This is a genomic window from Luteococcus sp. H91 (genome assembly GCF_038433135.1).
Taxonomy (GTDB): domain Bacteria; phylum Actinomycetota; class Actinomycetes; order Propionibacteriales; family Propionibacteriaceae; genus Luteococcus.
The window spans coordinates 302,947-327,341 of record NZ_JBCDMV010000002.1 but is presented as its reverse complement, the minus strand read 5'-3'; the positions used below and the strand labels follow the sequence as shown (position 1 = coordinate 327,341).

The following is a 24,395-nucleotide window of genomic DNA, read 5'->3' as shown; positions in this document are numbered from 1 at the left end:
TTCCTCTCGTGTGCCCATCAGATCGGGGCTCCGTAGTTGACGGCCCACTGCCGCAGGACGGCCATCATCAGGTCCCACAGCCCGGTGACCAGCATCAGCCCGACGGCCACCATCAGCGCCCCACCGAGGCGTTGCACCGCCAGTTGGTGGGCCTTGACGAAGCCGATCGCCCGCCCCATCCGGGTCAGCGCCAGCCCGGCCAGGATGAAGGGCAGCCCCAATCCGAGCGCATAGCAGAAGGCCAGGAAGGCGCCGCGCCCCTGGGAGGCCTCGTTCATCGCCAGGCCCAGCACCACCGAGAGGGCCGGACCCATGCAGGGCGTCCAGCCGACCCCGAAGACGACGCCCAGCAGAGGCGCCGCAAGAATGCCCAACCGGGGTACCCGGTGCAGTCGCAGCTCACGCTGCCCCAGCGGCACCAGCCCCAGGAAGACCGCCCCCAGCGCGATGGTCAGCAGGCCCACCACGACGCTGATCAGCCGCTGGTGGGTGATCAGTGCGGCGCCCAGACTCCCCATCACGGCACCCGTCGCGACGAAGACCGCTGCGAAGCCCAACACGAACAGTGAGCTGCCCAGCAGCATCCGGCCGCGATGGCCGCCCTCCTGCACCTCGGCGGCGCTCAGCCCCGTCGCGAAGCTCAGGTAGCCGGGCAACAGCGGCAGCACGCAGGGCGAGAAGAAGCTCAGAAGGCCGGCCAGCGCCGCCACCGGTATGGCCAACAGCATGGAACCGCCCAGCGCGTCGCGCACCCAGGCGCCGGTCTCCAGCAGGGGCAGCATGGCGGCGCCCGCAGCGGGATCGGCCAGGCCGGGCAGGGTGGTCTGCAGCAGGGTCAGCACGCGGGATCACTCACTCGGGGTTCACTCACTTGCCGGCGGCAATGTCCTCGACGACGCCCACCAGGGTGGACGTCGTGGCCTCGCCCAGGATCCGGGCGGCGATCCGCCCCTCCTTGTCGATCACCAGGGTGCTCGGAATCGCCTTGGCCGGCAGCACCTTGAAGGCCAGCAGCAGGCTGCCGTCGGGATCGTAGAAGTTGGGATAGGTGATGCCGAAGGTGCGGACAAAGGCCTGCCCCTGCGCGGTATTGGTGTCGCGGGTGTTCAGGCCGATGAACTGGGCGGTGTCCTTGGTCTTCTTGGCGGCCTCCACCAGGGCCGGCGCCTCGTGACGGCAGGGCGGGCACCAGGAACCCCAGACATTGACCACCACCACCTTGCCCTTGTGGTCGGCCAGGTTCAGCTGCTTGCCGTCCAGGGTGGTGCCGGAGATCTCCGGGGCCGGTTTGCGGTCGGCCGGGGCGATCACGGCGTAGTTGCCGTCGCCGATCGCGAAGCCGTCCTCCGCATTCACCCCCGACGAGTCACTGCAGCCCGCAAGCGGCAGGGCGAGCCCGCCGGCCAGCGCGGCATTCAGCACGGTGCGGCGGCGCACCCCCCGAGGTTCATGGCCCACGGTCACAGCGCCTTTCGGGCCGCGGCGGCGGCCTTCGGCAGGGCGTCGATCACCCGGTCGATCACCTTCGCGTCGTGGGCGGCGGAGAGGAACCAGCACTCGTAGCCCGACGGCGGCAGGTAGACCCCCGCGTCCAGCATGGCGTGGAAGAAGGCGGCGAAGGCCTCCGGGCTCTGCTGCTGCGCCTCGGTGTAGTTGGTGACCGGGCCCTCGGTGCCCAGGAAGACACTGAACATGCTGTTGGCGGTGTTGATGGTGTGCGGCACGCCGAAGGCGCTCAGCGCGGTGTGCACCGCCTGCTGCAGGGTGGCGGAAATGCCGTCCAGGTGGGTGTATACCTCCTCGGTGCACAGCTTCAGGGTGGTGGCGCCGGCCACCGACGCCACCGGATTGCCGCTCAACGTGCCCGCCTGGTAGATGCCGCCGACCGGGGACAGGTGCAGCATGTGCTCGGCGGAACCGCCGAAGGCCGCGGTCGGGAAGCCGCCGCCCATCACCTTGCCGAAGGTCATCAGATCGGGCTCGACACCATCCTTGCCGAACTGGCCGCTGCGGGTGACCCGGAAACCGGTCATCACCTCGTCGCTGACGAACAGCGCGCCATGCTCGTGGGCGATCCGCTTGAGGAAGGCGTTGAAGTGCTCCCCGTTGACGACGCCGGGCTCGATCACGCCCATGTTGCCGGGGCTGGCCTCGGTGATGATGCAGGCGATCTCGTCGCCGTGCTCGGCGAAGATCTGCTCCACCGCGGCGCGGTCGTTGTAGTTGGCAATGATGGTGTCGCCGGCGACGGCGGTGGGCACACCCGGGCTGGACGGGATGGCGCCGACCTCGCGGGTGGCCAGCGTCGCGACTCCGGAACCGGCCGCCACCAGCAGGGAGTCGACGTGGCCGTGGTAGCAGCCGATGAACTTGACCACCTTGTTGCGGCCGGTGATGCCGCGGGCCAGCCGCAGCACGCTCATGGTGGCCTCGGTGCCGGAGTTGACCAGCCGCACCATCTCGATTGGGGTGCGCTCGGTGATGAGCTCGGCCAGTTCCACCTCGGCCTGGGTCGGGGCACCGAAGGAGGTGCCCTTGGCGGCGGTGGCCTGCACGGCATCCAGCACCTGCGGGTGGGCGTGGCCCAGGATCATCGGCCCCCAGGAACCCACCAGGTCAACCAGCTCATTGCCATCCGCGTCGGTGACGAAGGCGCCCTGCGCGCTGGTGATGAAGCGCGGGTTGCCCCCGACGGCGCGGTAGGCGCGCACCGGCGAGTTGACCCCGCCGGGAATGACCTTCTGGGCGCGGGCGAACAGGTCCTCACTGACGGGCACGGATTGCATGGGGGCCAGCCTATGCGGCGATTGTGTGAGCACCGAATCCGTGACCGTTCTCCGGTCCGCGCTCCGCCGGCTCGGACCTCAGCGACGGGCGGCGCGCTGGGCCCACTCGAGCGCCCAGTAGCTCAGGGTGATGTCGGCGCCGGCGCGACGGATGGCCAGCAGGGTCTCGTCGATGGTGCGCTCGCGATCCAGCCAGCCGTTGGCGGCGGCGGCCTCCACCATGGAGTACTCGCCGGAGACGTTGTAGGCGGCCACCGGCACGTCCACCGCGTCGGCCACCTGGCGCAGGATGTCCAGGTAGGGCAGGGCGGGCTTGACCATCACGATGTCCGCGCCCTGCTCGATGTCCGCGAAGACCTCGCGCAGCGCCTCGCGGGCATTGGCCGGATCCTGCTGGTAGGTCTTGCGATCACCCTGCAGCGAGCTGTCCACCGCCTCGCGGAAGGGGCCGTAGAAGGCGCTGGCGTACTTGGCGCCATAGGCCATGATCGCGACCTCGTCGTGGTCGGAGTCGTCCAGCGCCTCGCGGATCGCCAGCACCTGGCCGTCCATCATTCCGCTGGGGGCGACGACGTGGGCGCCGCACTCCGCGTGGATCCGGGCCATCTCCGCGTAGAGCAGCACGGTGAGATCATTGTTGACCACGCCGTCGGGATTCAGCACGCCGCAGTGGCCGTGGTCGGTGAACTCGTCCAGGCAGACATCGCTCATCACCAGCAGGTCGTCGCCCACCTCGTCGCGCACCTCACGGATCGCGCGGTTCAGGATGCCGTCCTCGGCCAGTGCCTTGGTGCCATTGGGATCCTTGTCCTCCGGCTTCGGGACGCCGAAGAGCATGATCCCGGCCAGGCCGGCCCGGGCACTTTCGGTGGCCAACCGCTTCAGCGAATCCATGCTGTGCTGCTGCACCCCCGGCATCGACGAGATCGGCCGGGGCTCGTCCAGTCCGTCGGCGACGAAGGCGGGCAGGATCAGGTGCCGCGCCTCGACGACATTCTCGCTGACCATGCCGCGCATGGCCGGGTTGGTACGAAGACGGCGGGGACGATTGATCATTGGGCCAGTCTAGGCCGTTGCCACCTTGCGACGACGACGGGTCTCACTGGGCTTGGTGACCGGGCGTCCCTCCGCGATCAGCTCCGCGCGACGTTCCCGGGCGAAGGCCGCCAGGGCGTCCACCAGCTCGATCGCACCCGGCTGGGGCGCGACGACGTCCACCCGCAGACCATGCTCCGTGCAGGCGGTGGCGGTCTGCGGCCCGATCGCGGCGATCACCGTGTGGTTGTGCGGCTTGCCCGCGATCCCCACCAGGTTGCGCACCGTCGACGATGAGGTGAAGACGGCGGCGTCGAACTTGCCGGTCTTGATCGCCTCGCGGGTCTCGGCGGGCGGCGGGGCGGCGCGCACCGTGCGGTAGGCGGTGACGTCGTCGACCTCCCAGCCCAGCTCGGTCAGGCCGGCCACCAGCACCTCGGTGGCGATGTCGGCACGCGGCAGGAAGACCCGGTTGATCGGGTCGAGCACCTCGTCATAGGCGGGGAACTCGGCGGCCAGCCCGGCGGCGGAGTGCTCACCGGTGGGCACCAGATCCGGCACGATGCCCCAGTCCCGCAGTGCCTTGGCGGTGGTGTGCCCGACGGCGGCGATCCGCAGGCCGCTGAAGGCACGGGCGTCCAACCCGTACTCCTCCAGCCGCTCCCGCACGGCGCGGACGGCATTCACCGAGGTGAAACCAACCCACTCGTAACTGCCCTCCACCAGGCCACGCACGGCCTTGTCCATCTGCTGCGGGGTGCGCGGCGGCTCGACGGAGATGGTCGGCACCTCGTCGGCATGGGCACCGTAGAGCTGCAGCCGGGCCACCATCTCACCGGCCTGGTCCTTGGTGCGGGGCACCAGAACCCGCCAGCCGAACAGCGGCTTGCTCTCGAACCAGTCCAGCTCGGCGCGCGGGCTCTGGGCCACAGCCGCGCCGATCATCACGTGCACCGTCACCTCCGGGTCCAGGGTGCGAGCCACCCGGGGCAGCTCGGAGAGCTTGGCCTGGCGGGAATTCTGCTTGGTACTGCCGCCGGAGAAGGTCAGCAGCACCTGCTCGTCATTGGCCCGGCCGGAGGCCAGGGCGCGTTGCTGCACGGCCACCAGCTGGCTGGCGGTGGCGCGCACCACCAGGGTGCCGTCCAGCGGCCACTGGTGGGCGTCATCCAACGGGGCCGCTTCACCCTCGTGCGGGACGGCATTGAGCAGGTGGACCCCGCCCGCATCCAGCGCGACGCCGGCATATTCCGGGACGGCGGTCATGGCGGAGATTCCGGGGACGATCTCGATGTCCAACCCGGCCTGCACGCAGGCGGCGGCCTCGCGGGAGACCCTGCCGTCCAGGAAGGGGTCGCCGGTCACCAGTCGCACCACAGTGCGACCCTCGGCGGCGGCCTGGGTGACGGCCTTGACCCGTGCCTCCAACGGGGCCTCCGGGGCCTGCTCGGTGGGCGCAAAACTGAGGACGGTGGTGCGGGCATCCAGCTTCACCAGGGGATGACCGGTCAGGGCGCGCAACTCCTCGCTGTCCACCAGGACGGCGGCCGCCTCCTGCAGGGCACTGACCGCAGCCAGGGTCAGCAGGTTGGGGTCACCTGGGCCGGCCCCGACGAACTGCACCCGTCCGGGCGCGTTCGCGATGCCGGCGGCATCTTCCTTGTTCACCGTGGTACTTCCACCTTCTCCTCGGCGCCAGCGCTGAGCTGGGGCAGCAACTCCTGGGCCAGCGCGGCGCCGATGGCTTCGGCCTCGCTGCTGTGACCCTGGCGGACCGCACGCAGCAGTCCATCATCGGATGATTGTTTCCCGGCAACCACACTGAGCGTCAAATCGGCGCCACCCCGGGCGAGCGCCCCGACTGGGGCCAGACAGCCGGCTTCCAAGGTGGACAGGAAGATCCGCTCGGCGGAGACGGCGGAGCGCGTCTCGGCGTGGTCCAGCTCGGCCAGGGCTCGTAGCACCTCGTCGGGGGCATCGCTGCGGCATTCGACGGCCAGCGCGCCCTGCCCGGCGGCGGGCAGCAGCACGTCGACGGCCAGCAGACGCGCGGGCAGCTCGCCGATGGTCACGTCCTGACTCTGGTCGACGCCGGTGGTGATCACCGACGCGTCCAGCCGACCCAGCCGCAGCAGCCCGGCGGCGGCCAGCAGAGTGGCGTCCACCTCGCCGTCATGGACCAGCGCCAGCCGGGTGTCCACATTGCCGCGGATCGGCACCACCTCGATGGTGACGCCCCGCTCGCGGGCCAGCTGCTCCAGCTGCACGGCGCGCCGCGGCGATCCGGTGCCGACGACGGTGCCATCGCGCCACTGCTCCACCGGCAGCCCGACCAGCACGTCGCGGACATCCTCCCGGGCGGGGATGGCGGCCACGCTCAGCCCAGGCGCGGGAGCCACGGGCAGGTCCTTCAGCGAGTGCACGGCGACGTCGATCCCGTCGGCCAGCAGCTGCTCGCGGACGGCGGTGGCGAAGATGCCGGTGCCGCCGATCTCGGTCAGCCGACGCCGGTCCACATCCCCCAGCGAGTCGATGCCGATCAGTTCGCACGGATGGCCCAGCCCGGCAAGCCGGGCGGCCACCCATTCGGCCTGCGCCACGGCCAGCGGCGAACGTCGGGCTCCGATCCGGATCATGCGGTTGCCTCTTCCTGTTCCTGCGAATGGGCGACGTCGAGCACGGGCACCGGCAACCCGTCGACCTGCTCGGTGACCGCCCGTCGGGCCTCGGGCGGGCAGTCGTCGGGATCACTCAGCGCGATGCAGTGCCCCTCCAGGGCAAACAGGGCGCGCAGCGCGGCGGCATAGTCGACGGGGGCATTTCCGCCGGCGAACTCCCGCACCCGCACGGTGGGCGAGTGGATCAGCTTCTCCGCCACCCGGTTCAGCGCATTGTGAATCTCCGCGACGGCCTGTTCGTCCAGCCCGTGCACCCGGCGCTCCAGCCGGGCCATCTCCTTGTCCACCACACCGGTGGCCATCTGGCGCAGGGCCACCACGGTCGGGGTGACGGCCTGGGCGCGCTGCTTGGCCAGGAAGGCGGTCACCTCGGAGGCGACCAGCCGTCGGGCGGCCTCCACGTCCAGCTCGTCCTCGCCATTGGAGGCGGCCTTCAGGCTGGCCAGGTTGACCAGGCGCACGCCCTTGTCGGCGACGTTCTCGTCGACGTCCGGCGGCATCGCCAGATCGATCACGATCCGCGGGGCGTGCCCCTCGAAGAGGTTCTCGGCGCTGACCAGGTTGCCCGCGGCGCCGACGCAGGTCACCACCACGTCATGCTCCGCCACCGCGGAATCCAGCTCCGACAAGGGGATGGCCACCCCACCCACCTCGGTCGCCAGCCGTTCCGCCTTGGCCAGCGTGCGGTTGGTGCAGTCCACCCGGGCGCCGCGCGAGGCCAGGGTGCGGGCGGCCAGCCCTGCCATCGCCCCGGCGCCGATCACCAGCACCGAACTGCTGTCGGCCTGCAGGTCGTCGCCCAGCTGGTCCAGCGCGGCGGACAGCACGGAGCGCCCCGCGGCGCCGATCGAGGTCTCGGACTGCACGCGCTTGCCCACCCGCAAGGCGGTCTGGAAGAGCTGGTTGATCGCGGGGCCCGACGTGCGGTCCTCCTGCGCGCTGGACAGTGCCTCGCGCACCTGCCCCAGAATCTGGTTCTCCCCAACCACCAGCGAGTCCAGCCCGGCCACCAGGCCGAAGCAGTGGGTGACGGCGGCCTCGTCGTAGTACACCCGACAGACCTCCGGCAGCGCGGCACGCTCCACCCCGGCGCGGCGGGCCAGCGGCTGGGCGATGGCCTCCAGCCCGGCATGGAAACGCTCGGTGTCCAGGTAGACCTCGGTGCGGTTGCAGGTGGACAGCACCAGCGCCTCACCGACGTGGGCGGCGGCCACCAGGCTCTTGGCCAGCTCCCGACTGGTCTCGTTGTCCATCGAGGTCCGCGCCAGCAGGTCGAGCCCGGCGGTGCGGTGGTTGATGCTGACGGCAAGCAGAGTCACTGCGTCTTCTCCTGCGCGGAAATGGTGGCGGGGGCCTGGCCGGCCACCCGTCGCGCCTCGTGAAAGGCAAGGATGTGCAGCTCCTGGGAGAGGTCCACCGTTCGGACGGTGATGCCTTCCGGAGCGTTGAGGGTTGTCGGGGCAAAGTTCAACACACTGGTCACCCCGGCGTCGACCACTCGGTTGCAGACCTCCTGCGCGGCGACCACCGGGGTGGTGATGATCGCGATCCTCGGCTGGGTGCGGTGCACCTCGGCCTCCAGTTCCTCGGCGGCGGCGACGGCGACCCCGGCGATGCTGCGGCCGATCACCGCCGGATTGTTGTCCACGAGGGCAACCAGCTGGAAGTCCGGGTCGAAGAGCTCGGTGTGGCTGACCAGTGCCCGCCCCAGGTTGCCGACACCCACCACCATCACCGGCCAGGTGGTGCCGCTGCCGACGTGTTCGCCGATCTCCCGGATCAGCACCGGCACCTCATAACCGACGCCCCGGGTGCCATAGCTGCCGAAGTGCGACAGGTCGCGCCGCAGCAGGGCGGACTGCACCCCGGCTGCCTCGGCGAGTTCGGTGGAACTGACCCGGGTGGTGCCCCGCTGGTCGAGTTCCACCAGCACCCGCAGGTAGCCGGGCAGGCGCGCAATCGTCGCCTCCGGGATCTGGTCTGCGGGGCTCGTCATCACACTCCTGGCCTGTCATCGCGACGGCGGGTCCGCGCGGGCATCTTTGCTTCCCGTGCACTGTAACCATCGGTGAAAAAGTTCACAAAGCCGTGTGCTCGGGAATGGGACTGGCGACGGCTCCGCGGGCAAACTCCCGGCTCACAAGGGCGGCGGCCCCGTCACCGGTTCCCCGGCGAGCGCACGCTGCAGCCGCCCGGCATCCACCTGCCAGTAGTCCAGCAGCCGGCCACGCACGTAGAGCACCGGCACGTGGTCGGTGTACCGGGCGCGCAGGTGCTCGTCGGAATCGACGTCGAGCGTGGTGATGCTGGCGTCGTGCGCCCGACAGACCTCCTGGACCACGGGCTCGGCCAGTTCGCACAGGTGACAACCCTGCCGGGTGAGCAGCAGGACGTCACTACCGTGCATGTCGATCACGGGCTCTTCGGGTACGCCAAGACCCGCAGCCTCGGTGGAGGCTGCGGGCTGGCGACGATCACCTCGTGGCCACAGTCGCATCGTCGAGTACCTTCGACGCGCGCTGCGCCGAGGGTTGCAGGAATTACTTGCCTGCGCGGCGACGCTGGATGCGCGTCTTCTTCAGCAGCTTGCGGTGCTTCTTCTTGGCCATCCGCTTGCGACGCTTCTTGATGACAGAACCCACTGTGGAGCCTTTCCTCGAATGAGACTGGAAATCCCTTCCAGCCAAGACTTTTCCTCCCCGCCCGGCGTGTGCCGATGCGAGGGCGACCCCCCAACTCTACCGTCCGGGCCCTGTCGGGAGAAATCTGGCCGTTTCCCGGACGCCCCACGGGGAGGACTCGACAGGCTCGGCCACCGTGACCACCTCAAGCAGGCCCGAAGCCGACCACGCTCCCCGAGCGTGTTGCGGGGCCCACCCAGCGCCAATCAACCCAGCGCGGCCCGGCCCATGGCGGCGGATGTGTCGTGGCAGGCCTGCATCGCCTCGGCGAAGGCGGCCCGCACCGCGCGCTGGTCCAGCACCTTCAGCGCCTGAGCGGTCGTGCCGCCGGGTGAGGTGACGTTCTCCCGCAGGATGCTGGGGTGCTCGCCGGATTCGGTGAGCATGGTGCCAGCCCCCAGGATGGTCTGGTTGGCCAGCCGGGTGGCGACCTCCCGGGGCAGGCCCAGCTGCACGCCCGCCTCGATCATCGCCTCGGCGACGGCGAAGATGTACGCCGGGCCGGAGCCGGAGACCGCCGTCACCGCGTCCTGCTGACCCTCGGGCACCACCAGCACCTCGCCACAGGCAGCCATCACCTCGCGCACCCGGCCGAGCTGTTCGTCGGTGACGGACTCGTCGACGGAGATCACACTCATCCCCCGCCCCACCAACGACGGTGTATTGGGCATCACCCGCGCCACCGCGGTCTGTTCGGGCAGGTGACGGCGCATCACCGGGATCGGCAGGCCGGCGGCCAGGCTGACCAGCACGGCGTCCTCGCCCAGGGACGGCGACAGCTCGTCGAGCATGGCCGGCACGTCCTTGGGCTTGACGGCCACCACCACCACGTCGCTGCCGGGCACCGCCTCGGTCAGCGGTGCGGCGGTGACGCCGTAGCGCTCCACCAGTTCGGCGTCGCGCTCCGGGCGGCGATTGACCACCACGAGGTCATGACTCCCGGCCGCGGCCAGGCCGCTCAGCACGGCCTCGCCCATCTTGCCGACGCCGATCAGGGCGATCCGCATCTCAGCCCTTCAGGTTGGCCGCGACAATCTCGGCCACCTGCACCGCATTCAGGGCGGCGCCCTTGCGCAGGTTGTCGTTGGACAGGAAGAGCACCAGGCCCTTGCCCTCGGGCGCGGACTGGTCGCGCCGGATGCGGCCGACATAGGACGGATCCTGACCGGCTGCATCCTGCGGGGTGGGGACGTCCATCAGCTCAACGCCCTCGACCTTCGACAGGATCTCGGTGGCCTGCTCGGGGGTGATGTCCTTCTCGAATTCGGCGTGCACCACCAGCGAGTGGCCACTGAGCACGGGAACCCGCACGCAGGTGCCGGCCACCAGCAGATCGGGCAGGTGCAGGATCTTGCGCGACTCATTGCGCAGCTTCTGCTCCTCGTCGGTCTCGCCGGTGCCGTCGTCCACCAGGTTGCCGGCGATCGGCAGCACGTTGTAGGCGATCGGCTTCACGTACGGCGCCGGGTCACCGAAGTCGATCACGGAGCCGTCCAGGCGCAGCTCGTCGAGCCTGCCGGATTCGACGCCGACGCGGAATTGCCGCTCGGCATTGACCACGGCCTCGCCGCCGGAACCGGAGATCGCCTGGTAGGTGGCGACGACCAGCCGCTTCAGGCCGGCGGCCTGGTGCAGCGGCTTGACCACGGGCATCGCGGCCATGGTGGTGCAGTTGGGGTTGGCGATGATCCCCTTTGGCGGATTCTTGGCGTCCTCCGGGTTGACCTCGCTGACCACCAGCGGCACCTCAGGATCCAGCCGCCAGGCCGACGAGTTGTCCACGACGATGGCGCCCGCGGCGGCCACCTTGGGCGCGATCCGCTTGGAGGTGGAGCCGCCATTGCTGAACAGGGCAATGTCCAGGCCGGTGAAGTCGGCGGTCTCGGTGTCCTCCACCGTCACCTCCTGGCCCTTGAAGGCGATCTTCTTGCCGGCGGAGCGGGCCGAGGCAAAGAGCCTCAACTCGTCGACGGGAAAGTTGCGTTCTTCGAGCAGCGTCAGCATGACGCCACCCACCTGGCCGGTTGCTCCAAAGACTCCTACGCGCATGGGAGCCAGCCTACGTGCTGCGCCGCTCGGCTCCCCGCGCGTCCCATGTGACAGGCAGACGGGCCTGGACTGTCCGACGGCCGGCCCCCGCCGCCCGGGTGCCGCACAAGTTGGCAGCCTGGCTGACACAGAAATCGTTTTGACTCGTTCAAATCCTCAAAAGATTGCCAACTTGTGCAACCCCGAGTGATCTGGCCTCATGTTCAGAGCCAGGAGACCCGGCCCGCGAGCAGTGCGTACCCGACGAAACTGGCCACATCCAGCAGGAAGTGGGCGAGCACCAGCGGCCACAGCCGTTTGGTGCGGGTGAACCAGAGGCCGAAGATGACCCCCATCACCACATTGCCCACGAAGCCGCCGAAGCCCTGGTAGAGGTGGTAGCTGCCGCGGATCACGGCCGAGACCAGCAGCACCACCAGGGGCGCGACCTTCGCCTGGCGGGCCCGGGTGAACAGGTAGCCGATCATCACGAACTCCTCCAGCACCGCATTGGCGGCCGCCGAGGCCACCAACAGCGGGATGGTCCACCAGTACTGGCCCAGGTTGGCCGCCTGCACCGTGGTGTTCAACCCCAGCGCCCGGGCGCCCAGATAGAGGCCGAGGCCGGGGATCCCAATCCCCGCGAAGATCGCGAAGCCCCACAGCAGGTCCTTGCGCACACCGTCGACCCCCAGCCCGAGCACCCGGCGCACCCCGCCGCGCGGGTGGGCGACGGTGCGCAGCAGGTAGAGCGCCAGCAGCGCCGGAACGGCCAGGAAGGCCACATCGACCAGTTGGTAGAGCGCGCTCAGCCAGGGCCGGTCCGGGGTGGCGGCCTGGTTCAGCGAGCTGGTCTGCTGGTTCAGCGCCACCTGCCGGGTGAGCCGCTCGATGATCCGCAGGATGGAGTAGATGGCCGACTGCCCCAGGGACAGCGCCAGCAGGATGGCGGCCTCGATCAGCAGCAGCCGGCGCAGGCGGTGCTCGCCCCTCGACGGGCTCGGGGAACGGGGTTGGCTTGGCTCGACGCCGTGGCCCTCGGGAGCCTCGGGGCCCTCGACAGGCTCGGGCATCGTTGTTGGGTTGTGCTCGGGCATCCGGGCTGACTGCTCGGGGGTCATCGGCGGGTCACCAGGGCCCGCAGCAGGGGCATCACATTGGCGGGACGCTCGGCCACCCGTCGCACCAGATAGGCGTACCAGTCGCGGCCGATCGGCAGGTGCACCCGCACCCGGTGCCCGGTGTCCACCAGCCGTCGATGCTCCCAGGGGCGAACCCCGTAGTACATCTGGAATTCGTAGTCCTGCCGACCCCGATGGTGCGCCGCGGCCTGCTCGTCGGCGACGGCCACCAGGTGAGGGTCATGGGTGGCGATCATCGGGTAGCCCTTGCCCGCCATCAGCACCGCGGTGCACTCGGCGAAATTGGCGTCGATCTCTTCCCGGCTGGCCAGGCTGATGATGCGCGGCTCGGAATAGCCGCCCTTGCACAGCCGCACCCGCGCGGGAATGGTGGCCAGCCAGCGGCTGTCGGCCAGGCTGCGGCGCAGTTGGCTCTGCACTGTGACGCCCAGCCGAGGAAAGTCCTGGTGCAGCGCCTCGAAGGTGGCGAAGGTGGCGTCGGTGGTGCGGTGGTCCTCCAGGTCAAGGGTGACCTGGCTACCGGCATTGCGCGCGGCGGCACACACCTCGGCCAGGTTGGTGGTACTCAGCCGCTGCCCGTCGCGGGCCATCCCCTGCCCCAGGGTGGAGAGCTTCACGGTCACCTCGGCGGCCTGCCCCAGCCCCGCCCGGGCGAGCGAATCCAGCAGGCCCAGGTAGGCGCCGCGGGCTCGGCTGGCCTGCTCCCGATCCGTGGCGGCGGGCAGCAGGGGCTCCAGCGTGGCGCTCAGTCCCTTGCGCTGATCCCGGGCCACCAGCCGCAGGGCGTCGTCTACCTCCTCCGCGGCGACAAAGCGGCCCACCACCTCCCGCACAGCAGGGGTTGAGGTGACGACGCGATGGGCGCGCTGGGATTCGCCGAGCCGCAGCAGGGAGTGGCTGAGCCGGCCGAGCGGCCGGGTGACGTCCTCGTCGGCCACGTCAGGCCTGCCCCAGGTGGGTGCGCAGATCCGCCAGGCAGCTGGCCAGCATCTCCTCCCGCGCGGCCCGGGAACCGGCCTTGCGGGTGTTCACCTCCAGCACCACATGCCCGTCGAAGCGCCGCTCGGCAAGCCGGTGCAGCAGCTCGAAGGCCTGCTGGTCACCCTCGCCGGGCAGCAGGTGCTCATCCATCAGGGAGCCGGCGCCGTCGGTGATGTGCACGTGCTTGAGCCGGGGCCCCCAGGCCTCCAGGTAGTCCAGCGACTGTTTCTTGGCGGTGGAGGCGTGCGAGAGGTCAAGGGTGAGGTGCTCATAGGGCAGCTCGGTGGGATCCCAGCTGGGCACATAGGCCTGGAAGGGGGTGCCGGGGGTGCGCCACGGGTACATGTTCTCGACGGCGAAGATCACCCCGGTCTCCTGGTTCAGCCGTCGGATCCCCTCGACGAAGTTGCGGGCATAGCTGGCCTGCCAACGAAAGGGCGGATGCACGACGACGACGCTGGCACCCAACCGGCGGGCCGCCTCGGCAGAACGTTCCAGCTTATCCCACGGGTCGGTGCCCCAGGTGCCCTGGGTGACCAGCAGGCAGGGCGCATGGATGGCCATCACCGGCACCTGGTGGTAGTCGCGCAGCGCCTCCACCCGGTCGATGTCGGCGGCCAGCGGGTCGATGCCCACCATCACCTCGACGCCGTCCCAGCCGAGCGCCGCGGCCACCTCGAAACCCGAGGCCGTCGACTCGGGATAGACCGAGCTGGTGGAAAGACCCAGCTTGGCCGGGCTGACGGCACGGGTTTCCTGGTTCGAGGTCTGGCTCACGTCACCAAACTAGCCGCTGCCGGGAGCCGCCGCCCGACCTGCCACGGATGTTGGCGTCCCGCGGGTAGGGTGCCTGCCGTGAATGGCGTCCCCGTGGAGATCACCCGTCGCTTCCCGCGCAGCTGGGTGGAATTCGTCGACCCCGCCGATGAGGACCAGATCGTGCGCTGTGACCTGACCTGGCTGACCTCGTCCTGGACGTGCATCTTTGGTGCGGGCTGCCCGGGGATCGACGCGTCGCGGCCGGACGACGGCTGTTGCGTGCTGGGCGCGCACTTCAGCGAACCCGCCGACGAGGCCCGGGTGGCGGGGCACGTTGCCCGGCTCACCCCACAGACGTGGCAGAACTTCACCGCCGGGCAGCAGGACTGGGCCCAGGACGATCCGGATGCCGATCCGGATCCCGATGACGAGGATGCCCTGCCCGGGCGCAAGACCCGGGTGCTGGACGGCGCCTGCATCTTCCAGAACCGACCCGGCTTCCCGGGCGGTGCCGGTTGCGCGCTGCACGGTCTGGCGCTGCGCGAGGGGCTCAGCCCGATCCAGACCAAACCCGACGTCTGCTGGCAACTGCCGATCCGGCGCACCTACCGGCACCTGGAGCGGGTCGACGGCACTCCCCTGCTGGAGATCACCATCGGCGAGTACACCCGGGAGGGTTGGGGCGCGGGTGGCGCCGATCTGGACTGGTACTGCACCTCCAACCCGACGGCGCATGTGGGCGCCCGCCCGGTCTACCTCTCCTGCCGCGACGAGTTGGTGGAATTGCTCGGTCAGGGCGCCTATGACGAGCTGTGCCGCCTGATCGACGAGCATGGCGAGGCGGGTGTGCTGCGGCACCCCGCGGGCGGCTGAACGCCCGGCCAAGGGCCCCCATAGCGCCAGATGTTTGCTCTCCCGCGCCTTGTCAGCCGGGTTTGACAGCCCCAGTTTCGTGATCGGCCCCCAAGACCGCAAGAATGAACTCATGCATGTCGACCACCTCGTTTTCGCAGCTGGACCCGCAGGCCTCAAAGCTGAGGTAGAGCGTCTGGGCGACCTTCTTGGCGCCCAGTTCAAGGATGGTGGCTTCCACCCGCGGTTCGGCACGCGCAACCACATCCTCCCCCTTGCCGATGACCGCTACCTGGAGATCGTCGAGGTGCTGGAGCACCCGGCCGCCGACAAGGCGCTCTTCGGCCAGGCCGTGCGCGCCCGCACCGAGATGGGCGGCGGCTGGCTCGGCTGGGTGATCTCGGTGGACGACATCAGCCTGTACGAACAGCGGCTGGGCCGCAGCGCCGTGGAGGGCTCGCGCCACTTCCCCGACGGCCGGCTGCTGGAGTGGAAGCAGGTGGGGATCAAGGGCCTGATGGCCGATCCGCAGCTGCCCTACTTCCTGCAGTGGGAATCCGACCACTCGGTGCTGCCGAGCGCCCTGCCCGGCGAGATCGACGTCCTGAAGATGGACATCGCCGGTTCCAAGCCGCGGATGGAGGACTGGCTGGGCATCGAGCTGGGCGACGAGTTCGACGGGATCGAGCTGAACTTCACCGCTCCCAATGGCCAGCCCGGTATGGACGCGATCACCTTCCAGACCCCGAACAAGGGCATCGTCCGGATCTGATCCCCCGGCACCCAATTGGCAGTTGACAAGCCATTCGGCGCGGTTCCTCACTAAGGGAACCGCGCCGGAGTGCTTCCCCGGGCCTTTTGTCGGAGGGCTGTTCTAGGGTCTGGTGCGTGGCAAAGACGAAGGAAGACCAGTGGGCCTGCACCGAGTGCGGGTGGACATCGACGCGTTGGGTGGGTCGCTGTGGCGAGTGCCAGGCCTGGGGCAGCGTGGCCGAGCGGGGTGCGCCCAAGCTGGCGGAGGTGGCTTCCAGCCTGCCGACCGCCAAGGCGATCCCGATCAACCAGGTGCCCACCAATGCCACCCGTCGTCACCTGACCGGGATCGGCGAGTTGGACAGGGTGCTGGGCGGCGGGCTGGTGCCGGGCGCGGTGGTGCTGCTGGCGGGCGAACCGGGCGTCGGCAAGTCGACCCTGCTGTTGGAGGTGGCGGCCAAGTGGGCCAGCGCCGGCCGACGCACGCTCTACGTCAGCGGCGAGGAGTCGGCGGCGCAGGTGCGGCTGCGGGCGGATCGCACCGGTGCCCTGGGCGACGAGCTCTATCTGGCGGCCGAAACCGATCTGGGCACGGTGCTGGGCCACGTGGAAGAGGTGGAGCCCAGCCTGATGGTGCTGGATTCGGTGCAGACCATCGGCACCGCCCAGGCCGACGGCTCCCCCGGCGGCGTCACCCAGGTGCGGGAGGTGACCGGCGCCCTGGTGCGGGTGGCCAAGCGACGCGGAATGGCCGTGGTGATCGTCGGGCATGTCACCAAGGACGGCAACATCGCCGGGCCGCGCACCATGGAGCACCTGGTGGACGTGGTGCTGAACTTCGAGGGCGATCGGCATTCCGGCTTCCGGATGGTGCGGGCCGCCAAGAACCGCTTCGGACCGGCTGACGAGGTGGGCTGCTTCGAGATGGGTGAGCGCGGGATCGTGGAGGTGCCGGACCCGTCGGGGCTGTTCACCACCCATCAGGAGGAGCCCGTGCCTGGCACCTGCGTCACCGTCACGATGGAGGGGCGCCGTCCGCTGCTGGCAGAGGTGCAGGCCTTGGTGGCGCAGGCGACCAATGAGAAGAACCCGCGGCGCACCACCAACGGGGTGGAGTCCTCCCGGGTCGCGATGATCCTGGCGGTGCTGGAGACCCGGGCGGGGATCAGTCTGGCCGCCAAGGATGTCTACGTCGCGACGGTGGGTGGCGCCCGGGTGGCGGATCCGTGCGCGGATCTGGCGATTGCCGTCGCGGTGGCCTCAGGACAGTTGGGGGTGAACTTCCCCAAACGGGTGCTGGCGGTCGGCGAAGTGGGGTTGGCGGGTGACCTGCGTCGCACCCCGGGCCTGGAGCGACGGCTGCAGGAGGCCGGCCGGCTCGGTTTCGAACTGGCCATCGTTCCGGCCCGTTCCCGGGACACCACCCAGAAGGTGCCGCCGCTGGGCGGGCTGAAGGTGGTGGAGGTGGCCAGCGTCGCGGAAGCCCTGGGCGTGCTCGGCCTGAAGCGCCGGCCCAAGTCGTGAGGACGGGCCGGTCGGGGCCCAGGCCACCTGCCCGCAGAATCCGAACGACCCGCCGCGGTGGCTGCGCGGCGGGTCGATCAGTGAGTCCCTGCTGACAAGGCAGGCGTCCTGGAAATCCGTGGCGACCACCTCGACGCCACATTTGATCTGGATTATATCGGTGAAATTAATGGATGGACCGGACTCGCGTCAAGTGCCCCACGGGTCCGTTGCACCCCGACTGGCTGGATAGGATCGCCCCCATGGCAGCACCCACCTCCGCAGAGCTCCAGGCCAGACCCCGTCGCTACCTCGCGCTGCTGGCTCCCGGAACGCCGCTGCGGGAGGGACTGGAGCGGATCCTTCGCGGCCGCACGGGTGCCCTGGTGGTACTGGGCAATGATCCGAAGGTGGAGCAGATCAGCACCGGCGGCTTCGCGCTGGACGTGCAGTTCACCCCCACCGCGCTGCGCGAGCTGGCCAAGATGGACGGCGGGATCGTGCTGTCGTCGGATTTCGAGCGGATCCTGGCGGCCGGAGTGCACTTCGTCCCCGACGGCGCACTGCCCACCGTCGAGACCGGAACCCGGCACCGCACGGCCGACCGGATCGCCCAGCAGAGCGGGATGCCGGTGGTGACGGTTTCCGCGTCGATGTCCACCATCGCGCTCTTCCTGGACGGGCAACGGCATGCGGTGGAGACCTCCGAGGTGATCCTCTCGCGCGCCAACCAGGCCCTCGCGACGCTCACCCGCTACCGGGAGCGCCTGCAGCAGACCACCCGGGTGCTCTCCGCGATGGAGGTGCATGACCAGGCCACCGTCAAGGAGGTCAGTCAGGTGGCCCAGCGGATCGAGATGATCCGACGCCTGGATCGGGAGCTTCGGGCCGGCGTGGCCGCACTCGGCGTCGACGGGCGACTGTTGGCGATGCAGCTGGCCGAGCTGACCCTGGGAGTCGACGAGCTGGCCACCGCACTGGAACTGGACTACCGACCCGCGGGGCAGGACGAGGTCAGCTTCCGGGTGGGTGCCCTGGAGCAGTTGGACTCAGACGAGCTGCTGGAGCTCAGCATGGTGGCCCGCACCATGGGCTTCGGCGACGGGATGCATCTGGAGACCCGGCTGGAACCGCGCGGCTACCGCCAGATCGGCCAGCTCGCTCGTATCCCCCTGGGTCTGGGGCGTCGCCTGGTGGAGCACTTCGGCAGCCTGCAGGCGCTGATGGGGGCCACCACGGCGGACCTGCTGGAGGTGGAAGGCATCGGGGAGGGCCGTGCCCGGGTCGTGCGCGAGGGCCTGGCCCGGATCGCCGACGCCGCCAATGCGGAGCGGCTCGACTGAGGCCCCGGCTCACTGCGGGAGCAACTCCTTGCGGCGCTCCCGGACCTCGGAGCGGATGGCCTGCAGGACGGCGCGGGCACCGGCCCGACGCAACTGGCCGGGGGCGAGGGCGGCGACGAAGGTGAGGGTGGGGCGGACCTCGTCGGCCAGCACCGGAACCAGATCCGAGTGGCGGTCGGCCAGAAAGCGAGGCAGCAGGCCCAGCCCGGCGCCACGTCTGGTGGCCTCCAGCTGGAAGAAGACGCTGGTGGATCCCACCGCCACCGCGCGCCGTGGCAGCAAGGTCAGGTCCTCCACCCGCAGCAACCCTTCGACGTAGTAGACCAGGGAGTGTTCCGCCAGTTCCGAGCGGGAGCGCGGCGCCGGGCATCGGGACAGGTGCTCCGCGCTGGCATACAGCCCCAAGGTGTAAGGGGAGAGTTCCAGCACCCCGGCACGCCGGGCCGTGGAGCGCGCCAGACCGATCTCCACGTCGGCCTGGCTGCCCTGCAGCAGGGGCCGGGTCGCGGTGGTCACCTCCACCTCCAAACCCGGATGCCGCGCCCGCACCGCCGCCACCGCCGGGGCGATGAAGCAGACCGCGAAGGCCTCGGGGCCGGAAACCCGGACCAGACCCACCAGATCATCCACCCCGGCGGCGGTGGAGCGGGCCTCGAGCACGGAGCGTTCAATCTGCTCCGCGGCGGGCAGCAGCGCCCGGCCCCGAGCCGTGAGGTAACTGCCCTGGGCGCCGGTGGCCAGCACCGGTGAGCCGATCTGCGCCTCCAGCCGGTGGATCCGCCGAGCCACCGTGGTGTGGTTCAGCCCCAGGGCCTGGGCCGCGCCGCTGAGGGTTCCCGCCCGGGCCACCTCCAGCAGCACCACCAGGTCATCGGCATTCATGAACAGGATTCTTGCGCGGTTCTGCAGATTCGCACAACGGCGTCGCGATATTGGTCATTGCGCGCCGGGCTGGCGCCCAGCAGGATGACTCGCACCGCCAGCACTGACGACGAAGCCTCGGGCACCGAAGCCCGGACGGCTCCGGGAACGGACGAATCCATGATCCTCGGCCTGATCGGCATCATCATGTCCCTGCTCCTGCTCATGGTGCTCGCCTACCGGGGTGTGTCGGTGGTGCTCGCCGCCCCCATCTGCGCCTTCTTCGCGATGGCGATGTCCGGGGCCCCGCTGCTGCCCGGCTACACCGAGATCTTCATGCCGGCGCTGGGCAACTTCGTGCGCAACTACTTCCCCCTGTTCGCGACCGGAGCCATCTTCGGCGGCCTGATGACCACCGCCGGCTATGCCAAGGCGATTGCGCAGATCCTGGCTCGCACCTTCGGCGCCAGGCACGCCCTCGTGGCCACTGCCCTGACCTCCGGCCTGCTGACCTATGGCGGCATCTCCACCTATGTGGTGGTCTTCGTGATGTTCCCGCTGGCCCTGGAACTCTTCCGTCAGGCGGACATTCCCCGCCGCCTGATGCCCGCCACCATCGCCGTCGGCAGCCTGACCTTCACCATGACGGCCCTGCCCGGTAGCCCGCAGATCCAGAACATCATTCCCGGCAATGCCTTCGAGACCAGTGCCTTCGCCGCCCCCGGTCTTGGCCTGCTGGGTGGCGCGATGATGCTGTTCAGCTCCCTGGCCTGGCTGACCTACCGCAGCCGCCAGCTGGCCAAGGCCGGTGAGCACTTCGCGGCCCCCACCGAGACGGAGAAGGCGAAGGTCACCCATGGGGAGGCCGTGGACAGCCACGCCGAGGTGACCGAGGCCTCCACCCATGCGCTGCTCACCCCCGCGCATCCGGGGCTGGCCTTCATCCCGCTGCTGGTGATGTTCACCGTGAACCTGGTCTGCACCAAGTGGGTGCTGCCCTCGATGGACTGGGGCTTCCTGGAGCAGGAGCCGTACAAGGGAGCCACCCTGGGCAACCGGCTGGCGGTCTGGGCGGCCCTGGTGGCCATGCTGGCCTCGGTACTGACGGTGCTGCTGCTCAACTTCCGCAAGCTGGGTCTGCTCTGGAAGGTGATGGGTGACAGCGTGAAGAATGCCTTCATCCCGATCCTGACCACCGGCTCCGAGGTGGGCTATGGCGCCGTGATCGCCAGCGCCGCCGCCTTCGCGATCATCCGCGACGGCATCCTGGGCGTCAGCGGCAGTGCACTGATCGCCTCGGCGGTCTCCACCTCGGTGGTGGCCGGAATCACGGGTTCCGCGTCCGGTGGCATGACCATCGCCCTAAACGCCATGGGCGAGGAGTTCAAGCGGATGGCGCTCGAGCAGGGAGTCAGCCTGGAGGCGATGCACCGGATCACCGCGATGGCTTCGGGCGGTCTGGACTCGATGCCGCACAATGGCGCCGTGATCACGCTGCTGCTGGTCTGCGGCCTCACCCATCGCGAGTCCTACAAGGACATCTTCATGGTGACGCTGTTGATCCCGGTGCTCACCGTCGCCACCCTGATCCCCGTGGTGATGGCCTTTGGCTCCTTCTGAACCCAGGTCACTTCAGATTCATCACCATGGTGTCGGGCTGGGCGCCGTCGGCGCTTACCGTCGCCCGGTAGGTACCGGGCAGCAGCTTGTCGGGTCGAAGGGTGCAGCCGTCGGCCGAGCGCTTGCCGGGCCAACTCACCGACGCCGTGATGCCCTTGCCGGGAGCGAGTTCCACCACCTCGCCGGCCGGGGCCCACTTGGCGCAGTGCACACTGCTCCAGATCCGGTCGGCACCGGAGGTGACGGCCACCTGCACCGGCGCCTTGGCCAGATCCAGCTTGCAGGCATTGCTGCCGCCATTGGAGATGCCCACCTTGAAGGCGACGCTGGAACCCACCTTCGGCGCCTTGTCCCCGTCGATGGACAGCGTCAGGCCGTCGGAGCCGCAGGTGGTGACCTCGGTGGGCGTCGGGGTCGGAGTCGGGCTGGCCGAGGACGCGCTCGCGGACGGTGAGCCCGAGGCACTGGGCGTTGCCGAGGCGGAGCCGCTGGGGGTGGCCGAGGGGGTGGGGGTGGCCGAGGGGGTGGGGGTTGCTCCCCCGGCGGTGTTCAGCGCCGACGGGTTCTGCGGGGTGGCGGCCACCGTACCCTTGTCACCCCCACCGAACAACCCGGAGAGCACCCACCAGATCAGCACCAAGGAGAACAGCAGCGCACCGATCACGATGCCGCGCCGCAGCCAGTAGGTGTTCGCGTCTTCCGGGCCCGCCGGGTGCCTCACCGAGTTCATGGCACCGATCGTAGGGAATTGCCCGGCGATCCCCGGGAACCACGCCCTAACAGGCGATCGCGCCCGCACGCACAGACCGACGAGCCCCGTCCCAGCCGGGTTCTCCAACAACGGGCCCTACCATGGCCGGGTGACTCTGGACAGGGCTGACGCGGTGCGGCGGGTGGGTGCGTGGTTCGACGAGAACCGACGAGACCTCCCCTGGCGCAGTTCGACCCCGTGGGGCGTGCTGGTCAGCGAGTTCATGTTGCAGCAGACCCCGGTCAGCCGGGTGCTCGGCCCGTGGCAGGAGTGGCTGGAGCGCTGGCCCGAGCCCGACGACCTGGCGGCGGAGGAACCGGGCGCAGCGGTGGCGGCCTGGGGGCGGCTGGGCTATCCGCGTCGGGCACAACGGCTGCACCGGGCGGCGACGGTGATCAGCGAGCGCCACGGCGGCCGCGTCCCGCAGGGGCTGGACGAGCTCCGGGCGCTGCCCGGCGTGGGCCAGTACACCGCGGCCGCCATCCACTCCTTCGCCTTCGGCGGCCGCGCCGTGGTGCTGGACACCAACATTCGTCGGCTGCTGTGCCGGTTGGAACAGGGCAAACAGTTCCCACCGCAGTCGGCCACCGTCGCGGAGTGGCGCGACGCCGAGCGCTGGCTGCCCGAATCACCGGCGCAGGCCGCCCACTGGGCCGCGGCCTCGATGGAACTGGGCGCCCTGGTCTGCACCGCCCGCAGTCCGCGCTGCGACGACTGCCCGGTACGGGAGCTGTGCGCCTGGCGCTCGGCCGGCTATCCGCGGCACGAAGGACCGCCCCGCCGAGCCCAGGCCTGGCACGGCACCGACCGGCAGTGCCGTGGGGTGCTGCTGGATCTGGTCCGGCAGAATCCCGACGGCGTGCGGATCGAACTGGCGCTGGAGGCCTGGGCGGACCGGGAACAGGCCGAACGCAGTCTGTCCGGGCTGATCAACGACGAGTTGCTGCGAGCCGACCAGGGTCTGCTGCGACTGTGACCCGATTGTCTTCCGGTTCGAGCGGTTGCTCGGAGGAGTCAAAGCGTCGCCAGCCCAGCACCAGCAACAGGGCCGCGGAGAACAGCAGTTCCAGCCGTTGCACCGCGCCCAGGAAACCCACCGGCAGGCCTGGCAGGTGCAACGCCAGGGTGACGGCCGTGGTGGCCATCCAGGCGATGAACAGCCCGGTCAGCAGCTGTCGGCCGCGGCGGCCGATCCAGCAACTGCGATGCGAACGCCGCCACAGCAGCACAAGGAAGGCGATCCACAGCGCGGTGCCGGCCAGCACGCTGGTCACCTCGTGCGCGATGTGCGTCCACGGCACGGCGCCGGCGGCCTCCCGGGCGTGACAGGCCTGGTCCCGGGTGGCCACGCAGCTCATCGGGAAACTGGCGTCCAGCACTGTGACGATGCCAAAGACGGTCAACAGCCGATACATCCACAGCTCGCCCCGGGGCCCCCGACGGTCGCGTCGTCGCACCAGCAGGGTGACCAGACCGGCCACCGCCAGCGATAGGCCGGCCAAGGTGTCGCCCAGCCGGAAGAGCCAGGCATTGGGTTCGCCCTCGGCGCCCAGCTCGCTGACATAGGACGTGATCGGCGACAGGTCGGTGTGCACCAGGAATTCCAGCAGCCACACGGAGTAGAGCAACCCGCCCAGCATCAGCAGCAGCCCCGTGACCTTGCGCGTCCACACCATGCAAACAGCGTAGATTCCGCGGGGGTCGCCCCGGATCGGCCCATGGACCCGATCCGTCGAGCCCGGCTCAGCCTCACGGTGGAGGAAACACGGTGAAGGAGGCACGGCTGAGGGAACCCTGACCGCCCAGCCCTGCGTGCCGGACGCTTCCCCCGTCGCTCTCCTGCTAGTTTGGTCGACGCACACGGGAGTCCGGAGCACCGGGCTGAGAGGAAGGTTTCGCACCTTCGACCGTCGAACCTGATCTGGGTCATGCCAGCGCAGGGAGGCCTCTTGCGGCAGCCGAGGGTCGGCTGTCACCCGTGCCCATTTGGAAAGGGCACAACACATGAGCAGCACCACCGAAGACCTCACCCGTCCCGTCGAGACCAAGGGCTGGCGGGTGGTGGACATCGTCGTCGCCGCCGTCCTGGGCGTGGCCGTCGGCCTGGTCTTCTGGGCCTTCAACAACACGATCGCCAGCTTCTGGGATCCGATCGACGCCGTGCTGCCCGGCCTGGCCGGGCTGATCGCCGGGGTCTGGTTCCTGGGCGGCCCGCTGGGTGGCCTGATCATCCGCAAGCCCGGAGCGGCGCTGCTGGTGGAGACGCTGGCCGCCACCGTCTCCGTGCTGCCGGGCAACAAGTGGGGCATCACCACCCTCTACTCGGGCCTGGCGCAGGGCATTGGCGCGGAGATCGTCTTCGCGATCTTCGCCTGGAGGCGGTGGAACCTGCCGGTGGCGATCCTCTCCGGCATCGGCGCCGCGCTGGGCGCCTTCACCTACGAATACCTGAAGGGCAATCACGCCTACGGCCTGACCTACAACGCCACCTACTTCATCTGCCTGGTGATCTCAGGGGCCGTCCTGGCCGGCGGCCTGGCACACGTGCTCACCAAGGCGCTGGCTTCGGCAGGTGCGCTGAACCGCTTCGAGTCCGGCAACCAGGCACGTCAGGCCGTCTGA

At 69.8% G+C, this 24,395-nt stretch carries 25 protein-coding genes; 7 read left to right on the top strand and 18 right to left on the bottom strand.

Annotated elements, in window-relative coordinates:
• Positions 1 to 17: 17 nt before the first annotated feature.
• The 15 genes from AAEX57_RS02215 to AAEX57_RS02145 form a co-directional block, all read right to left on the bottom strand.
• Complete coding sequence (locus AAEX57_RS02215) at positions 18 to 728, bottom strand: cytochrome c biogenesis CcdA family protein (RefSeq protein WP_342090727.1); 711 nt, start codon at positions 726 to 728, stop codon at positions 18 to 20.
• 139 nt (positions 729 to 867) lie between these two features.
• Positions 868 to 1,458, bottom strand: coding sequence for a TlpA family protein disulfide reductase (locus tag AAEX57_RS02210; RefSeq protein ID WP_446721047.1), 591 nt, complete (start codon positions 1,456 to 1,458; stop codon positions 868 to 870).
• A gap of 2 nt (positions 1,459 to 1,460) precedes the next feature.
• Positions 1,461 to 2,777, bottom strand: coding sequence for a glutamate-1-semialdehyde 2,1-aminomutase (gene hemL / locus AAEX57_RS02205; RefSeq protein WP_446721056.1), 1,317 nt, complete (start codon positions 2,775 to 2,777; stop codon positions 1,461 to 1,463).
• Positions 2,778 to 2,864: 87 nt separating this feature from the next.
• On the bottom strand, positions 2,865 to 3,842 hold the full coding sequence (gene hemB / locus AAEX57_RS02200; RefSeq protein ID WP_342090625.1) for a porphobilinogen synthase: 978 nt from the start codon (positions 3,840 to 3,842) through the stop codon (positions 2,865 to 2,867).
• 9 nt (positions 3,843 to 3,851) lie between these two features.
• Entirely contained in the window at positions 3,852 to 5,489 is a 1,638-nt protein-coding gene (locus tag AAEX57_RS02195; protein ID WP_342090624.1) for a uroporphyrinogen-III synthase, read from the bottom strand.
• Positions 5,486 to 6,457 (bottom strand): hydroxymethylbilane synthase, encoded by a 972-nt coding sequence (gene hemC / locus AAEX57_RS02190; protein WP_342090623.1) that lies wholly within the window; start codon positions 6,455 to 6,457, stop codon positions 5,486 to 5,488. The genes AAEX57_RS02195 and hemC overlap by 4 nt, the downstream gene beginning before the upstream one ends.
• On the bottom strand, positions 6,454 to 7,818 hold the full coding sequence (gene hemA / locus AAEX57_RS02185) for a glutamyl-tRNA reductase (protein WP_342090622.1): 1,365 nt from the start codon (positions 7,816 to 7,818) through the stop codon (positions 6,454 to 6,456). The genes hemC and hemA overlap by 4 nt, the downstream gene beginning before the upstream one ends.
• The gene (locus AAEX57_RS02180) at positions 7,815 to 8,495 is read right to left on the bottom strand and encodes a redox-sensing transcriptional repressor Rex (protein ID WP_342090621.1); all 681 of its coding nucleotides are present in this window, start codon (positions 8,493 to 8,495) and stop codon (positions 7,815 to 7,817) included. The genes hemA and AAEX57_RS02180 overlap by 4 nt, the downstream gene beginning before the upstream one ends.
• Positions 8,496 to 8,636: 141 nt before the next feature.
• Positions 8,637 to 8,996, bottom strand: coding sequence for a glutaredoxin family protein (locus AAEX57_RS02175; protein WP_342090620.1), 360 nt, complete (start codon positions 8,994 to 8,996; stop codon positions 8,637 to 8,639).
• Positions 8,997 to 9,039: 43 nt separating this feature from the next.
• Entirely contained in the window at positions 9,040 to 9,141 is a 102-nt protein-coding gene (locus tag AAEX57_RS02170; protein WP_002550589.1) for a 30S ribosomal protein bS22, read from the bottom strand.
• A gap of 245 nt (positions 9,142 to 9,386) precedes the next feature.
• Positions 9,387 to 10,187 (bottom strand): pyrroline-5-carboxylate reductase, encoded by an 801-nt coding sequence (gene proC / locus AAEX57_RS02165; RefSeq protein ID WP_342090617.1) that lies wholly within the window; start codon positions 10,185 to 10,187, stop codon positions 9,387 to 9,389.
• A gap of 1 nt (position 10,188) precedes the next feature.
• On the bottom strand, positions 10,189 to 11,238 hold the full coding sequence (locus AAEX57_RS02160) for an aspartate-semialdehyde dehydrogenase (RefSeq protein ID WP_342090725.1): 1,050 nt from the start codon (positions 11,236 to 11,238) through the stop codon (positions 10,189 to 10,191).
• 194 nt (positions 11,239 to 11,432) lie between these two features.
• Positions 11,433 to 12,329 carry a CPBP family intramembrane glutamic endopeptidase gene (locus AAEX57_RS02155; RefSeq protein ID WP_342090616.1) on the bottom strand — a complete coding sequence of 299 codons (897 nt, stop codon included), beginning with the start codon at positions 12,327 to 12,329 and terminating at the stop codon, positions 11,433 to 11,435.
• Complete coding sequence (locus AAEX57_RS02150) at positions 12,326 to 13,288, bottom strand: proline dehydrogenase family protein (protein ID WP_342090615.1); 963 nt, start codon at positions 13,286 to 13,288, stop codon at positions 12,326 to 12,328. Before AAEX57_RS02150 ends, AAEX57_RS02155 begins: the two co-directional genes overlap by 4 nt.
• A gap of 1 nt (position 13,289) precedes the next feature.
• Complete coding sequence (locus AAEX57_RS02145; RefSeq protein WP_342090614.1) at positions 13,290 to 14,108, bottom strand: sugar phosphate isomerase/epimerase family protein; 819 nt, start codon at positions 14,106 to 14,108, stop codon at positions 13,290 to 13,292.
• Between the two features lie 78 nt (positions 14,109 to 14,186).
• On the opposite strand from AAEX57_RS02145, the gene AAEX57_RS02140 reads away from it, so the two are divergent.
• The 4 genes from AAEX57_RS02140 (at position 14,187) to disA (ending at position 18,541) form a co-directional block, all read left to right on the top strand.
• The gene (locus AAEX57_RS02140) at positions 14,187 to 14,963 is read left to right on the top strand and encodes a hypothetical protein (RefSeq protein WP_342090613.1); all 777 of its coding nucleotides are present in this window, start codon (positions 14,187 to 14,189) and stop codon (positions 14,961 to 14,963) included.
• 112 nt (positions 14,964 to 15,075) lie between these two features.
• Positions 15,076 to 15,714 carry a VOC family protein gene (locus AAEX57_RS02135; protein WP_342090612.1) on the top strand — a complete coding sequence of 213 codons (639 nt, stop codon included), beginning with the start codon at positions 15,076 to 15,078 and terminating at the stop codon, positions 15,712 to 15,714.
• 116 nt (positions 15,715 to 15,830) lie between these two features.
• The gene (gene radA / locus AAEX57_RS02130) at positions 15,831 to 17,219 is read left to right on the top strand and encodes a DNA repair protein RadA (RefSeq protein WP_342090611.1); all 1,389 of its coding nucleotides are present in this window, start codon (positions 15,831 to 15,833) and stop codon (positions 17,217 to 17,219) included.
• 242 nt (positions 17,220 to 17,461) lie between these two features.
• The gene (gene disA / locus AAEX57_RS02125; RefSeq protein ID WP_342090610.1) at positions 17,462 to 18,541 is read left to right on the top strand and encodes a DNA integrity scanning diadenylate cyclase DisA; all 1,080 of its coding nucleotides are present in this window, start codon (positions 17,462 to 17,464) and stop codon (positions 18,539 to 18,541) included.
• Between the two features lie 9 nt (positions 18,542 to 18,550).
• Here the strand turns inward: disA and AAEX57_RS02120 are convergent, their stop codons facing one another.
• On the bottom strand, positions 18,551 to 19,423 hold the full coding sequence (locus tag AAEX57_RS02120; RefSeq protein ID WP_342090609.1) for a LysR family transcriptional regulator: 873 nt from the start codon (positions 19,421 to 19,423) through the stop codon (positions 18,551 to 18,553).
• Between the two features lie 84 nt (positions 19,424 to 19,507).
• Between AAEX57_RS02120 and AAEX57_RS02115 the strand changes: the two genes are divergently transcribed.
• Positions 19,508 to 21,022, top strand: a complete 1,515-nt coding sequence (locus AAEX57_RS02115) for a GntP family permease (protein ID WP_342090608.1) — start codon at positions 19,508 to 19,510, stop codon at positions 21,020 to 21,022.
• 7 nt (positions 21,023 to 21,029) lie between these two features.
• Here AAEX57_RS02115 and AAEX57_RS02110 read toward each other — a convergent pair whose 3' ends face one another.
• A complete protein-coding gene (locus AAEX57_RS02110) occupies positions 21,030 to 21,752 on the bottom strand; it encodes a DUF4232 domain-containing protein (protein ID WP_342090607.1) in 723 nt (240 codons plus the stop codon).
• Between the two features lie 130 nt (positions 21,753 to 21,882).
• Between AAEX57_RS02110 and AAEX57_RS02105 the strand changes: the two genes are divergently transcribed.
• Positions 21,883 to 22,749, top strand: coding sequence for an A/G-specific adenine glycosylase (locus AAEX57_RS02105; RefSeq protein WP_342090606.1), 867 nt, complete (start codon positions 21,883 to 21,885; stop codon positions 22,747 to 22,749).
• On the opposite strand, the gene AAEX57_RS02100 is transcribed toward AAEX57_RS02105, so the two are convergent.
• A complete protein-coding gene (locus AAEX57_RS02100) occupies positions 22,703 to 23,449 on the bottom strand; it encodes a DUF998 domain-containing protein (protein WP_342090605.1) in 747 nt (248 codons plus the stop codon). The genes AAEX57_RS02105 and AAEX57_RS02100 overlap by 47 nt on opposite strands.
• A gap of 328 nt (positions 23,450 to 23,777) precedes the next feature.
• On the opposite strand from AAEX57_RS02100, the gene AAEX57_RS02095 reads away from it, so the two are divergent.
• Positions 23,778 to 24,395 (top strand): ECF transporter S component, encoded by a 618-nt coding sequence (locus AAEX57_RS02095; RefSeq protein ID WP_342090604.1) that lies wholly within the window; start codon positions 23,778 to 23,780, stop codon positions 24,393 to 24,395.

What these genes read in the sequence shown, in the direction of transcription:
- AAEX57_RS02120 (WP_342090609.1), bottom strand. Translation starts at nt 19,423, where the DNA reads ATGAATGCCGATGACCTGGTGGTGCTGCTGGAGGTGGCCCGGGCGGGA.
- AAEX57_RS02215 (WP_342090727.1), bottom strand. Translation starts at nt 728, where the DNA reads ATGCTGTTGGCCATACCGGTGGCGGCGCTGGCCGGCCTTCTGAGCTTC.
- AAEX57_RS02115 (WP_342090608.1), top strand. Translation starts at nt 19,508, where the DNA reads ATGACTCGCACCGCCAGCACTGACGACGAAGCCTCGGGCACCGAAGCC.
- AAEX57_RS02155 (WP_342090616.1), bottom strand. Translation starts at nt 12,329, where the DNA reads ATGACCCCCGAGCAGTCAGCCCGGATGCCCGAGCACAACCCAACAACG.
- AAEX57_RS02135 (WP_342090612.1), top strand. Translation starts at nt 15,076, where the DNA reads ATGCATGTCGACCACCTCGTTTTCGCAGCTGGACCCGCAGGCCTCAAA.
- hemC (WP_342090623.1), bottom strand. Translation starts at nt 6,457, where the DNA reads ATGATCCGGATCGGAGCCCGACGTTCGCCGCTGGCCGTGGCGCAGGCC.
- disA (WP_342090610.1), top strand. Translation starts at nt 17,462, where the DNA reads ATGGCAGCACCCACCTCCGCAGAGCTCCAGGCCAGACCCCGTCGCTAC.
- AAEX57_RS02095 (WP_342090604.1), top strand. Translation starts at nt 23,778, where the DNA reads ATGAGCAGCACCACCGAAGACCTCACCCGTCCCGTCGAGACCAAGGGC.
- hemB (WP_342090625.1), bottom strand. Translation starts at nt 3,842, where the DNA reads ATGATCAATCGTCCCCGCCGTCTTCGTACCAACCCGGCCATGCGCGGC.
- proC (WP_342090617.1), bottom strand. Translation starts at nt 10,187, where the DNA reads ATGCGGATCGCCCTGATCGGCGTCGGCAAGATGGGCGAGGCCGTGCTG.
- AAEX57_RS02100 (WP_342090605.1), bottom strand. Translation starts at nt 23,449, where the DNA reads ATGGTGTGGACGCGCAAGGTCACGGGGCTGCTGCTGATGCTGGGCGGG.
- AAEX57_RS02175 (WP_342090620.1), bottom strand. Translation starts at nt 8,996, where the DNA reads ATGCGACTGTGGCCACGAGGTGATCGTCGCCAGCCCGCAGCCTCCACC.
- AAEX57_RS02180 (WP_342090621.1), bottom strand. Translation starts at nt 8,495, where the DNA reads ATGACGAGCCCCGCAGACCAGATCCCGGAGGCGACGATTGCGCGCCTG.
- AAEX57_RS02110 (WP_342090607.1), bottom strand. Translation starts at nt 21,752, where the DNA reads ATGAACTCGGTGAGGCACCCGGCGGGCCCGGAAGACGCGAACACCTAC.